This window comes from Citrifermentans bremense R1 (genome assembly GCF_000426865.1).
Taxonomy (GTDB): domain Bacteria; phylum Desulfobacterota; class Desulfuromonadia; order Geobacterales; family Geobacteraceae; genus Geomonas; species Geomonas bremensis.
The window spans coordinates 190,976-203,218 of sequence record NZ_AUGE01000005.1 but is presented as its reverse complement, the minus strand read 5'-3'; the positions used below and the strand labels follow the sequence as shown (position 1 = coordinate 203,218).

General features: G+C 62.1%; 10 protein-coding genes. 7 read left to right on the top strand and 3 right to left on the bottom strand.

The features are described from left to right. Window positions 1-98 precede the first annotated feature (98 nt). The 4 genes from era to K419_RS0105500 all read left to right on the top strand — a co-directional run bounded on the left by era (window position 99) and on the right by K419_RS0105500 (window position 5,745). The gene (gene era / locus K419_RS0105515; protein ID WP_026840706.1) at window positions 99-992 is read left to right on the top strand and encodes a GTPase Era; all 894 of its coding nucleotides are present in this window, start codon (window positions 99-101) and stop codon (window positions 990-992) included. A gap of 324 nt (window positions 993-1,316) precedes the next feature. Further along, complete coding sequence (locus K419_RS0105510; RefSeq protein ID WP_026840705.1) at window positions 1,317-2,840, top strand: cytochrome c3 family protein; 1,524 nt, start codon at window positions 1,317-1,319, stop codon at window positions 2,838-2,840. Window positions 2,841-3,064: 224 nt separating this feature from the next. Continuing rightward, the gene (locus K419_RS0105505; protein ID WP_012531630.1) at window positions 3,065-3,742 is read left to right on the top strand and encodes a PTS sugar transporter subunit IIA; all 678 of its coding nucleotides are present in this window, start codon (window positions 3,065-3,067) and stop codon (window positions 3,740-3,742) included. Window positions 3,743-3,744: 2 nt separating this feature from the next. After that, entirely contained in the window at window positions 3,745-5,745 is a 2,001-nt protein-coding gene (locus K419_RS0105500) for a proton-conducting transporter transmembrane domain-containing protein (RefSeq protein ID WP_026840704.1), read from the top strand. 34 nt (window positions 5,746-5,779) lie between these two features. On the opposite strand, the gene nrfD is transcribed toward K419_RS0105500, so the two are convergent. The 3 genes from nrfD to K419_RS0105485 are packed head-to-tail and all read right to left on the bottom strand — an operon-like array spanning window position 5,780 to window position 8,276. Further along, the gene (gene nrfD / locus K419_RS0105495; protein ID WP_026840703.1) at window positions 5,780-7,015 is read right to left on the bottom strand and encodes an NrfD/PsrC family molybdoenzyme membrane anchor subunit; all 1,236 of its coding nucleotides are present in this window, start codon (window positions 7,013-7,015) and stop codon (window positions 5,780-5,782) included. A 5-nt stretch (window positions 7,016-7,020) separates the two neighbouring features. Further along, the gene (locus K419_RS0105490; RefSeq protein WP_084154120.1) at window positions 7,021-7,803 is read right to left on the bottom strand and encodes a 4Fe-4S dicluster domain-containing protein; all 783 of its coding nucleotides are present in this window, start codon (window positions 7,801-7,803) and stop codon (window positions 7,021-7,023) included. Further along, on the bottom strand, window positions 7,800-8,276 hold the full coding sequence (locus K419_RS0105485; RefSeq protein ID WP_026840701.1) for a multiheme c-type cytochrome: 477 nt from the start codon (window positions 8,274-8,276) through the stop codon (window positions 7,800-7,802). Before K419_RS0105485 ends, K419_RS0105490 begins: the two co-directional genes overlap by 4 nt. A 408-nt stretch (window positions 8,277-8,684) precedes the next feature. Here K419_RS0105485 and K419_RS0105480 point away from each other — a divergent pair, with 408 nt between their 5' ends. From K419_RS0105480 to K419_RS0105470, 3 genes are read left to right on the top strand one after another with little or no spacing between them, the layout of a single operon-like run. Further along, on the top strand, window positions 8,685-10,664 hold the full coding sequence (locus K419_RS0105480) for a proton-conducting transporter transmembrane domain-containing protein (RefSeq protein ID WP_026840700.1): 1,980 nt from the start codon (window positions 8,685-8,687) through the stop codon (window positions 10,662-10,664). Window positions 10,665-10,685: 21 nt separating this feature from the next. After that, complete coding sequence (locus K419_RS0105475; protein WP_012531624.1) at window positions 10,686-11,594, top strand: respiratory chain complex I subunit 1 family protein; 909 nt, start codon at window positions 10,686-10,688, stop codon at window positions 11,592-11,594. 4 nt (window positions 11,595-11,598) lie between these two features. Further along, on the top strand, window positions 11,599-12,240 hold the full coding sequence (locus K419_RS0105470) for a hydrogenase (protein ID WP_026840699.1): 642 nt from the start codon (window positions 11,599-11,601) through the stop codon (window positions 12,238-12,240). The last annotated feature ends 3 nt before the right edge of the window (window positions 12,241-12,243 follow it).

Here is a 12,243-nt window from a genome sequence, read left to right as displayed (position 1 = left end):
AAACCCATACCTGCCGTGCAAAGATGCTTTCCTTCCAGCACCTTTTCCCGTATCTTGTACCGCTTCGATCAGTTGCCATAGAGCCAGGAGGCATGGAAATGTCAGAAAAGAAGTTTCGTTCCGGGTTCGTCTCCATAGTGGGGCGTCCCAATGTAGGTAAATCCACACTGTTAAACCGGATCCTGGGTGAAAAGCTGATGATCACCTCGGACAAACCGCAGACCACCAGGAACCGCATCAAGGGGATCCACAACGTGCCGGGGGGGCAGATCGTCTTCATCGACACCCCGGGCATCCATCGCGCCAAGAGCCGCCTCAACAAGTTCATGGTCGACGAGGCCCTCTCCTCGGTGCAGGGAGTGGACCTGATCCTGTTTCTCGTGGACGGCGCCGTCGATCCGGAAAAGGAAGCGGGCATGATCAAGGAGGTGCTCTCGGGGGTCGACGCCCCGGTGATCCTGGTCATGAACAAGATCGACCTCGTCCCCAAGGGGGAGCTTTTGGAACGGATGTCCTGCTACGGCGACACCTATCCCTTCAAGGAAATCATCCCTGTTTCCGCCGGTACCGGGGACGGAGTGGAGCAGCTGGTGCAACTGGTGCACGGCCTGCTCCCGGAGGGGCCCTGCTATTTTCCGGACGATATTCTCACTGACGTCCCGGAGCGCTTCATCGTCGCCGAAATCGTGCGCGAGAAGATCTTCCGGCTCACCCATGATGAGGTACCTTATTCCACCGCCGTGGTGGTGGACAGCTTCAAGGAGCGCGAAAACGGCGTGGTCGCCATCTCCGCCACTATCAACGTGGAGCGGGACTCGCAAAAGGGGATCATCATCGGCAAGAAAGGGGACATGCTGAAACGAATCGGCACCCAGTCCAGGCAGGAGATTGAGCGCCTGCTCGACACCAAGGTGTTCCTTGAGCTCTTTGTGCGGGTGAGCGGCGAGTGGAGCGATAACAGCCGGATGCTTAAGGAGTTCGGCTACGAGTAGCCCGGCTTCCGAGGGGGGCGCGCGATTCCCGCGTCATTTTGCGGCTCTCTCGACCCTGTCAGCCAGAAATCGTCGTCGTGCCGCCGTTGTTTTTAAAACAATATAACGTTGTTTATGTAAATCAGCACTATTCTCGTATACATAGGTCATTCTCCAGTAAACACTGCGGTTTTTTGGCAGACAATTGTTTTATATATTAAATTTCTTTTTTTTGACAAAGATCATATCCGCGTGTAAGGTGCTCGGCTATTATCGTTACGCCATATCGCGGCGTTTTTTCGCTAAATGGCTGTCACCCATAAGAAACGGCAAGGAGAAGAGAACATGGCAATAAGGAAATATGCCGGCTACGCCTGGAACTTGATCAGCTTGGTTGGCATGATACTGGCCGTCACCGCGACCGGTCTCATCATCGGCTTCCTCTCGTACGAGGGGATCACCGGCGTGGAGAAACCTTACCTCGGACTGATGACCTACTTCCTCTTCCCGGGGATGCTCATCGTGGGCCTTATCCTGGTTCCGCTGGGCGCCTACCTGGTGCGGGAGAAGAGACGCAGGCACCCCGAGGCGGAAATCAGCCCCTTTCCCACGGTTGACTTCAACGAGCCGCACAAGCGGCACATGTTCCTCTTCTTCGTCATCGCCAGCATCATCTTCGTCCTCATCGTCTCGGTCGCCTCGCTCAAGGGGTACGAGTTCACCGAGTCGACCACCTTCTGCGGCGAGCTTTGCCACGTGGTCATGGAGCCGGAGCACGTCGCCTGGAGCAACTCACCGCACGCCAAGGTGAAATGCGTGGAGTGCCACGTAGGCCCCGGTGCAGCCTGGTACGTCAAGGCGAAGATCTCCGGTATGAGGCAGCTCTATGCGGTCCTCTTCAAGACCTACCCGGAGACCATCGGAACCCCGATCGACAACCTTCGCCCGGCTCGCGACACCTGCGAACACTGCCACTGGCCTGAGAAGTTCTACGCCGGCCGCCAGAAGGTGTTCTACCACTACGCGCCCAACGAGGAGAACTCCCCTCGCGAGATCAACATGCTGATCAACATCGGCGGCACGCCCAAGAGCGAGCATGCCAAGGGGATCCACTGGCACATCGGCCAGGAGGTCAGCTACATCGCCACCGACAGGCAGCGCATGAACATCCCGTACATCGCGGTCAAGGAGAAGGACGGCAGCATCACCGAGTACATGGACAGCGAGAAGCCTCTGAGCAAGGAAGAGGTGGCCAAGTCCCATAAACGCGTCATGGACTGCCTCGATTGCCACAACCGCCCGGCCCACATCTACCGCGCCCCCGGCATCGAGATGGACGAGGCTTTCGCGGCCAGAAGAATCGACGGGAGCCTGCCGTACCTGAAGAAGGTTGCCGTCGAGATCCTGACCAGGCCTTACGCCAAGAAGGAAGAGGCCAAGGCCGCCATCGCGAAGGAACTGCCGGAGTACTACGCCAAGAACTACCCGGCGGTCGCCAAGGGCAAGCAGAAGGAGATCGACCACGCGGTCGTCGTGGTGCAGGATATCTACAACAGGAACTTCTTCCCGAACATGAAGGTCTCCTGGAATACCTATCCGAACCATATCGGGCATTTCTACACACCTGGCTGCTTCCGCTGCCATGACGGCAAGCACAAGACCGCGGCGGGCAAGGTTATCTCCAAGGACTGCAACATGTGCCATACGGTGCTGAGCCAGAAGCAGGAGAACATCCCGGCCGGCAAGCAGGTGAAGGAGTTCGTGCACCCGGTCGACATTGGCGACGAGCTCTTCAAGGCCAACTGCAGCGACTGCCACGCAGCCGGCGGGGAGGACGTCCCCGGAGGCGAGCAGCACGCGAAGCACTAGCATCTTGGCAGAAAAGACGAAAAAGCCCCCGGAGCGATCCGGGGGCTTTTTTATGGAAGTGGACAGGCTGCTTTTTTAGAAAAAAAGTAGCCTGTCCCTTTTTTATTAGAGGAGCGATCCGGCAACCCGCCAGTAACACAGGCGCTTTTTCTACATTAACGACCTTGTGTCTTGCCGCTAAGGGTGTTATAAATTTTTCCCAGTCCCTACACGTGGAGTGACAGATGTTGATGAAGGCGTCGGAAGTGGCCACGCTGCTCAAGGTGGACGAGAGCGTGGTGGCCAAATGGATCAAGAAGGAAAAGCTGCCGGCCACCATGGTGCAGGGGAGCTACCGAATCAACCGCGTCGATCTCCTGGAATGGGCGACCGACCACAGCATCAAGGTGCCGCCCGAACTGTTCGAGGCGGCGCAGGCGGATGTCGTGTTGCCGACACTGAGCCAGGCCCTGGAGGCGGGCGGGGTGCACTGCGGGGTTCCCGGGGACGAAAAGCTTTCCGTGCTGCGAAACGTGGTTAGCCTGATGAAGCTCCCCCCCAGGATGGACCCGGAGTTTCTGCTCCAGGTGCTTCTGGCGCGCGAGGCCTTGGGTACCACCGCCATCGGGGACGGGATCGCGATCCCGCACGTCCGCAACCCGATCCTCTTGCAGGACAAGCCGGTTCCCGCCATCTCGCTCTGTTTCCTGGAGCATGCCGTGGATTTCGGTGCCCTCGACGGTGAGCCGGTCCGGATTCTCTTCATGCTGACCAGTCCTACCGTGAAGGTGCACCTGCACCTTTTGTCGCGGTTAGCCTATGCCCTGCACGATGCCGAATTCAGGGCGACTTTGAACCACGCCTGCGACCCCGCGGCCATTCTGGAAGCCGCCCGGCGCTTCGAGCGCGGCAAAAGGAGCTGATCATGATCTTTTCCGGCGAGCCTGCGACCTGTATCTACCTGTTGTTGCTCGCCGCCGCTTGCCAGGCGCTCTCCGGCCTCCCCCTTCTTTTCCGGCGCGGCTCAGCAAAAGCGCAGCGCCTATCCGCAGCACTTCTAGCCGCAGCTTCCCTGGCCGGCCTCTCCGGCGCCCTGATAGCTCTTCTTTCCCCTTCCTGCGCCACAGTCACCATCGCTTCCGGCCTCCTCTTCGGCCCCTTCGAGGCAGGGGTGGACCCCCTTTCCGGATTCTTCCTGCTTCCGATGTTCATCGTGACCGGCTGCGCGGCGCTCTACGGCGTAGCCTACTGGCCCGCCGCTCTCCATGCCGGCAACTGCGGCAAGCTCACCTTTTTCCTGGGGCTTTTGGCGGCGTCCCTCACCACGCTGTTGATCGCGAAGAGCACGATTCTCTTCCTGATCGCCTGGGAGGTGATGGCCTTCGCGGCCTACTTCGCCCTCACCACCGAGGATGAAAAGCCCCAGGTGCGGGAGGCGGGGACCCTCTACCTCATCACGGCGCACCTGGGCGCGCTGGCGCTCTTCGCCATGTTCTCGCTGCTCAAGGGGGAAACCGGGGAATGGCTTTTCCCCGCGGCCGGCACGCTTTCCGCGCAGACAGGGCTCGCCGCCGCCATCTTTCTCACCGCCATCCTGGGCTTCGGCCTGAAGGCCGGCTGCATGCCGCTGCACATCTGGCTCCCTTCGGCGCACGCGAACGCCCCCAGCCACATCTCCGCCATCCTCTCAGGCATCGTCTTGAAGACCGGCATCTACGGCATGATGCGCGTCTTTTCCGCCTTTTCCGATCCCCCTCTTTGGTGGGGGGGGACCGTGCTGGTTTTGGGGCTTGTCTCCGGCGTCCTCGGGGTGGCCTTCGCCATAGCGCAGCACGACATCAAAAGGCTACTGGCCTATCACAGCATCGAGAACATCGGCATCATCATGATGGGGATCGGTATCGCGCTCATAGGCGAGAGTCAGGGGAACCCTGCGCTGACGGCGCTGGGGGTGGGGGGGGCGCTGTTACACGTGGTGAACCACGCTCTTTTCAAGGCGCTGCTCTTTCTTTCCGCCGGTTCGGTCATCCACGCCACTGGCACCAGGGAAATTGACCTCATGGGCGGGGTGGCGCGCCGCCTCCCGTACACGGCACTCTTCTTCCTGGCGGGTGTCGTCGCCATCTGCGGGCTCCCCCCGTTGAACGGCTTCGTGAGCGAGCTGATGATCTACCTGGGCTCCTTTACCGCCATCAGTTCCACGGGGGGGCTGTCGGGGATGTTCCCCGCGCTTACCGCCCCCGTGCTGGCGCTGGTGGGGGGGCTGGCAGTCGCTTGCTTCGTCAAGGTCTTTGGAATTGCTTTCCTGGGGGCGCCCCGCTCGGAAGAGCATGCGGGGGGACACGAGGCGAGCGGGGGGATGCTGGCGCCGATGGGGGTGCTGGCTCTTTGCTGCACCGTGATCGGGGTCGCGCCGGGACTTTTCGCGACCCCCCTCAACAACGCGCTCTCGGCCTACCGCTCCTCGCTGTCGGGGGAATGGATCGAGAACCTGGTCCCGTTTACCTGGGTCTCGGCGCTGGCCGCAGGGCTTATCCTGGCCGCGCTGCTGGCGGCGTATCTGCTGCAGCGGCGCGCCGCGAGGCTCCCGGTCGGCTCCGGCCCCACCTGGGGCTGCGGCTACCTGAGGCCCACGAGCTCCATGCAATATACCGCGAGCTCCTTCGGCGCGACCCTGGTGAGCTGGTTCAAGATCGTGCTGCGCCCCGAGCTGCACCGGGAGGAGGTGACGGGGCTCTTCCCCGAGCGGGCCCGGTTTGCCAGCCACGTCCCTGAGACCGTGCTGGAGCGGATCTATCTCCCCTTCCTGGAATACCTGTTCGAAAAGGCGCTTCCGGTCCGCAGGCTGCAGCACGGCAAGCTGAACATCTACATCTTCTACACCTTCATCACCCTGGTGGTCCTCCTCGCGCTGACCAGCCGCTAAGACTGAGGGAAAGAGCCGGGCGGCAAAAGGGCGATCAGTGCGTCTCCTTGAAGACGGGCATCACCTTGTTCAGGATCCAGAACAGACAGAACGGGATCACGGCCACCAAGAGCGCGCCGCCGAGCCCTTCCTTGAAGGTTTCCAAGCTGTCGGGCCAGATGGGCAGGGTGTAGTGCATGAAGCCGGAGAAGGACGAGGAAAAGGCCTGGCCGCCGATGACGACGTTCCAGCGCATCATGAAAACCCCGAGCAGCACCAGCGCCGTCCCCAGGATGGCGCGCCGGATGGTGAGCCCCGGGACCAGGAACAGCACCAGGGGAACCAGGTTCCCCAATCCGTACTGCACCACGAAGATGTTCACGAAATCCCGCTCGTAGATGACGCTTCTCAGGATGTCCCACGATTTCACCGCCGTGTACCCCCGAAAGACCAAGTCGAGCAGCTCCAGCGTGATGGCCGCAACCATGAACATGAGCAGGTAGCGCGAGGTCATCACCACCACCTGGCTTTCGGCACTCTTCAGTTCCTCCTTGGAGGGGAGCTCGGGGCGCCTGGCCGCCAGCGCCTTCCTGATCTCCATGGTGACGATGTAGGTCAGGATGCAAAGCGCTATCCCTGAAACTACCGCGGAGCAGATGAAGATGACCGGCATGAGCGGCGTCATCCAAAGGGCGTTCGCCTTCACCGAGCCGAAGATGAATCCGGCGTAGCCGTGCAGGAAGCAGGCGACGGGAATCCCGGCGGCGGCAAGCTTTTTCACCGCCCGCTCGTCCGCCTCCAGCGCCTCATGGCTCACGTCGTAGGCCCCCATGGTGAGCGCGGAGAAAAGGAGACAGGCGAACTGCTCGCCGGGACCGCGCCGCTCTTTGGCCTTCAGGGCCAGCGCTGTTTCGACGAAGTGCTTGCGGTAGACGAACCAGAGCTCCGAGGCGACGATCATGCCGTAGGTGGTGAAGACGATGCCGAAGGCGGCGATGGCGGAGGTGAAATGCGGCGTCAGCATCACCTCGATCCCCCTTAGCGGCTGCTGCAGGTGCAGCATGAGCGGTAGCATGGCGACCGGCAGCAGCGCGAAGGAAAAGACCAGCGAAAAGCGCGCGATCCCCTTCAGCTGTTTCACGCCGAAGACGTGGTACAGCGAGGAGAGCACGAAGGCGCCGGCCACGAGGCCGGTCATGAAGGGGTACATCACGATCTGGATGGTCCAGTAGATGTACTCGTTGGGGTAGGTGAAGAATTCTTTGAGGGTCCAGGCTTCTCCGTGCACCATCATGGCTACTTCACCTCCTTGGAAAGCCCCAGGTAGAAGACCTGCGGCTTGGTGCCGTACTCCTCTTTGAGCACGTTGACCCGCTCGGTCATGATCACCTTGGTGACCGGGTCCTCGGGGTCCCTGAGGTTCCCGATGCGCCTGGCCCCGAAGGCGCAGCTATCCACGCAGGCGGTCTGCATCCCCTTGCTGATCCGGTGGTAGCAGAAGTTGCACTTGTCCGCCACGTGGTGCACCGGATGGAAGAAGCGGACCCCGTACGGGCAACCCATGATGCAGTAGCCGCAGCCGATGCACCAGCTACGGTCCACCAGCACCACCCCGTCCTCGGTCTGGTAGGTCGCCCCCACCGGGCAGACCTGGACGCAGGGGGGATTGTCGCACTGGTTGCAGAGCTTGGGGACGAAGAAGGCCTTCTCGATATCCTCGTCGCGGATCTCCTCCAACTTCCCGTGCCCGATCTCGATCTCCTTCCTTGGGAACCCGTCGCGCGCCCCCTTGGGGGAGTCGATGTGGGTCTTGCCGTCACTGGTGACCAGGTAGCGCTCCACCCAGGTTCGGGTCACGTTGGCGTCGTAGGGAACCTCGTTCTCCACCTTGCACCCCTTGACGCAGAAGCCGCAGCCTACGCACTTGCGGGTGTCCACCAGGAAGACCCAGCGCGCCCCTTTCTGATCCTTCTCGGCCAAAAGCCGCTTCGGGTCGAAGAGTTCCAGCGCCGAGAGAGGGAGTGCGAGGCCCCCGGCGATGAGCAGCGTGTTCTTGCAAAAAGTTCTTCTGTCGATCATCTCTGGTGCCCCTCCTTCCTCGGGTCGTGCGGCCAATGGCAGGTGACGCAGTCAAGGCCCACGTGGTGCGTCTTCGGATCGACCCCTTTCATGACACCGCGGCTGCTGGTGGGGTAGGGGAGGCGGGTGTGGCAGCGGGCGCAGAGCTCGCGGCTGCGGTCGATGGTGAGGTAGCGGGGATCGTCCGGGTGGTTCAGGGCCGCGCCGTGGCAGTTCTCGCAGTTGATGTTGCGGTGCGGGGACTCCTTCATCTCGTCGTACTTGTCCCGGTGGCACTCCATGCAGAAGCTCGCGGTCCTGTACTTCACCTTGACCTCTTTCCACTGCTGCTCATTGCTGGGGCGGTGCCAGCCGTACATGTACCCGCGCGGCCCGACGCCGAAGTCGGCCGGGACCAGGACCTTCCTGGCCAACAGCACCAGGGCCACTACCGCCAGCACCACGTAGAGGGGACGCCAAACATGATTCTTCACCGATACTCCTCCATATTTGTCTGGGAACCTTCCGTGCCATCGAGGCATGGGAAAATCGCAGTATATAACGCTGTTCGCAAGATGGAGACACTCTGACTTTAATGATAACTGTTGTCGGCATTAAAACAAGTAACTTGAGGCATATTCCCTTACAGTATTGTTCTATCCGGCCGTATATCATTAGAAATCTTTTTTTGACAAATCCGTTTCCACGGAGTATGTTGAGCCTCTCGGTCCCCCTTAGACCGCTACCGGCGCGCTCCGCGCCGTGCAACCTACCGCAGTCACGCAGCAACTTTTTCGCTCCCCTTTTCCGGTCCGGGCTCAGCCCGTCGGAGAGGTTGAAACTTGATGAGAGAATCCTGCTCCTAAGGGAGCGGCGTGACGATCCGTTCGAAAGGATTGGCTATGCTTTTTGACATGTTGCGGGACCCCGCCGTCTTGGTCCTCTGCGCCATAACCCTTGCCGGCTGTTCCGGCCTTCCCGGCCTGTTGCTGAGGCATGGCCCGCTGGGACAGCGATTGGCCTCGGCAGCCGCGCTACTCTCGTCGCTGATTGCTTTACCGTCGCTGGTCTATCTCCTCTTCTGGCGGCAAACATCAAGCTTTACCCTCAACTGGAACCTCCCTTTCGGCCCTTGCGAAATCGCTCTAGACCCTCTCTCTGCATTCTTCCTGATCCCCATTTTCCTTGTCTTTCCGGCAGGCGCCCTCTATGCCCTTGGTTACTGGCCTGCAGTTGAGCGCCGCGCATCGGAGCGGAGCGTCACCTTCTTCTATGGGCTCCTGGCCTGCGCCATGGCGCTGGTGGTGGTCGCCCGAAACGGCGCGCTCTTTCTCATCGCCTGGGAGGTGATGGCCGTCTCCGGTTATTTCCTGCTGGTGGCTGAGCACGCCGAGGAGGAAGTGAGGGGAGCGGGGACGGTGTACCTGGTGGCGAGCCACCTGGGGGCGGGGGCGCTGATGGTTCTTTTCTCCACGCTCTTTTTCTCCACCGGCGCCTTCCAGTTCCCCGCCGCCGGCTCTTTGCAGGTAACTGCCGGGCTCTCGACCCTTATTTTTTGCGCGGCACTCGGCGGCTTCGGCTCCAAGGCCGGGCTCATGCCGCTGCACATCTGGCTCCCCTCCGCCCACGCCAACGCCCCGAGCCACGTATCCGCGCTTCTCTCCGGGGTGATGCTGAAGGTCGGCATCTACGGGCTCTTGCGGGTCATCTCCTTCTTCCCCCATCCTCCCTTGTGGTGGGGCGCGCTCCTCACCGCCGCAGGCCTCACCTCGGCCCTGATGGGTATCTGCATCGCCTCGGCGCAGAAGGACATCAAGCGGCTTTTGGCCTACAGCAGCATCGAGAACCTGGGGATCATCTGCACCGGGATCGGCGTCTACCTTCTCGCCGCGGCAAGCGGCAACCGCCTGCTCGCCTACCTGGGGCTCGCCGCGGCGCTTTTCCACGTCCTGAACCACGCCATCTTCAAGCCGCTTCTCTTCTTCTCGGCCGGGAGCGTGATCCATGCCGCCGGCACCCGCGAGTTGGACCGGATGGGGGGGCTCGCCAAGCGCATGCCCCGGACCGCCTTCCTCTCGCTTTGCGGGGCCGTCGCCATCTGCGGACTTCCCCCCTTCAACGGCTTTGCCAGCGAAATGCTCCTGTACTTGGGCTTCTTCTCAGAGGCGCAGGCGGGGGCGCCGTACCTTGCGCTGGGGGCGCCGGTGCTGGCGCTTGTCGGCGGCGTCGCCGTGATCAGCTTCGTGAAGCTCTACGGCATCGCCTTTTTGGGCGCCCCGCGCACCGATGGCTCCGCCCGCAGCCACGAGGCCCCCTTCAGCATGCTCGCCCCGATGGGGCTTTTGGCCCTGCTCGCTTTGGCCGGCGGGTTGTTCCCGCAGCTTTTCCTCGCGCTGGTGAACCCGGCGCTCGCGGCGCTCGCCGGTCCCGGCGCGGACGCCGTGGCGCTTCCGGTGGCGCCTGCGTGGTTCGCGGTTGCCGGAGGGAGCCTGCTGGTCCTCTCCGCGGCCCTGTTTCTCTTCCTCAAGGGAAGGGCGAAAGCGGTCCCCGCCGGCGCCGGCCCGACCTGGGGGTGCGGCTACATTCGCCCGGCTGCCAGCATGCAGTACAGCGGGAGTTCCTTCGGTGCCCTGTTCGGCTCACTTGCCTCGACGCTGGTACGCTCGCGCATCAGCGCCGGCAAGGTGGCCGGGGTGGCGCCGGCTGCAACGAAGCTGAGCTATGCACCCGAGGAGACCGTGCTGCAGCGCATCGTGCTCCCCACGATAAGCATCATAGGCGTGGGCTTCGCCTTCGTGCGGCGCCTGCAGCACGGCGAGGTGCACGTCTACATCCTCTACATCTTCGCCACGCTGTTACTGCTGATGCTGTGGGTGCATTAATTTAGCTTCAGGAGACTCGACATGATCGACACGCTCTTCCATATGGTGCTGGTCCTGGCCATGCCCCCGCTGCTTTTGGGGGTGATCGGCAAGACCAAGGCGGCCTTCGCCGGCAGGGTGGGGGCCCCGTTCCTGCAGCCCTACTACGACCTGTCGCGGCTGATGCGCAAGGGGGTGGTCATTTCCGACACCACCACCTGGATTTTCAAAGCCGGCCCGGCGGTCACCCTGGCGGCGACCCTCTTCGCGGCGCTTTTGGTGCCGCTCGGCAAACACGCCGCCCCGGTCTCCTTCGAGGGGGACATGATCCTCTTCGCCTATCTCTTCGCCCTGGGGCGCTTCTTCACCACGGTGGCCGCCCTCGATACCGGCTCCAGCTTCGAGGGGATGGGGGCGGCCCGCGAGGTCACCTTCTCCTGCCTCGCCGAACCGGCGCTCTTCTTCGCCCTGATCACGCTGACCAGGCTCTCCGGGACCATGAGCCTTACGCCCATGCTGAACCACGTCACCTCTCCGGTCTGGGTTGCCGCCGGCGCCTCCCTGATACTGCTTCTGGCGGGGCTCTTCGTGGTCCTTTTGGCGGAGAACTGCCGCATACCGTTCGACGACCCCAACACCCACCTGGAACTCACCATGATCCACGAGGTGATGGTGCTGGACCACAGCGGCCCCTATTTCGGCTGCATCCTTTACGGCGCCGCCTTGAAGCTCTACCTGCTGGGCGCGCTCTTCGTGAACATCGCCGTCCCTTTCGCCTCGGGGAACGCCTTTGTCGACTGGGCCCTTTTCGCGCTCTCCATGCTGGTTCTGGCCGTCGCCATCGGGGTGGTGGAATCGGTGATGGCGCGCCTGAGGCTGATCCGCGTGCCGCAGCTTCTGGTAGCGGCCATGATACTGACCGCCTTTTCCCTGGTTCTGGTAGTGAGGTGACCCGATGAACTCCCTGGCCGACCAATTCCTGGTGCTCTGCCTGCTTTTGAACTTCGCCGTCCTCGGGACCAGCAGGCTCAACTTCTCCGTGCGCTCCGTGGCGCTGCAGGGGGTGCTCTTGGGCGTCCTCCCGGCGCTGGTGCATCCCTTCTCCTGGCACCTCGCCTTCATCGTGGTGAGCATCGTGCTGGTCAAGGGGGCGCTGATCCCGTTCCTGATCATCCGGGCCATCAAGAGGGCCGAGATCGAGCGCGAGTTCCAGCCCTTCATCGGCTACATCCCCTCGCTGGTTTTGGGAGCGCTCTTCACCACGCTCGCCTTCATCTTCGCGGCGAAGCTGCCGCTGGCCCCGGAGCACTCGGGGCTATTGGTGGTCCCGGCGTCGCTGGCGACCCTCATGTGCGGGTTCCTGGTCCTCATGGGAAGGCGCAAGGCGATCTCGCAGGTCTTGGGGTACCTCCTCATGGAGAACGGGATCTTCCTCTTTGGCCTGCTTCTGGCCGACGCCATGCCGGTCATGGTCGAGGCGGGGGCGCTTTTGGACCTTCTGGTCGGCATCTTCGTCATGGGGATCGTCATCAATCACATAAGCCGCGAATTCTCGAGCATCGACACCTCGAGGCTCAGCGCGCTCAGGGAGGAATAACGA

Excerpts from the sequence above, each read along its gene's own strand:
- era (WP_026840706.1), top strand. The coding sequence starts at position 99 with ATGTCAGAAAAGAAGTTTCGTTCCGGGTTCGTCTCCATAGTGGGGCGT.
- K419_RS0105510 (WP_026840705.1), top strand. The coding sequence starts at position 1,317 with ATGGCAATAAGGAAATATGCCGGCTACGCCTGGAACTTGATCAGCTTG.
- K419_RS0105505 (WP_012531630.1), top strand. The coding sequence starts at position 3,065 with ATGTTGATGAAGGCGTCGGAAGTGGCCACGCTGCTCAAGGTGGACGAG.
- K419_RS0105500 (WP_026840704.1), top strand. The coding sequence starts at position 3,745 with ATGATCTTTTCCGGCGAGCCTGCGACCTGTATCTACCTGTTGTTGCTC.
- nrfD (WP_026840703.1), bottom strand. The coding sequence starts at position 7,015 with ATGGTGCACGGAGAAGCCTGGACCCTCAAAGAATTCTTCACCTACCCC.
- K419_RS0105490 (WP_084154120.1), bottom strand. The coding sequence starts at position 7,803 with ATGATCGACAGAAGAACTTTTTGCAAGAACACGCTGCTCATCGCCGGG.
- K419_RS0105480 (WP_026840700.1), top strand. The coding sequence starts at position 8,685 with ATGCTTTTTGACATGTTGCGGGACCCCGCCGTCTTGGTCCTCTGCGCC.
- K419_RS0105475 (WP_012531624.1), top strand. The coding sequence starts at position 10,686 with ATGATCGACACGCTCTTCCATATGGTGCTGGTCCTGGCCATGCCCCCG.
- K419_RS0105470 (WP_026840699.1), top strand. The coding sequence starts at position 11,599 with ATGAACTCCCTGGCCGACCAATTCCTGGTGCTCTGCCTGCTTTTGAAC.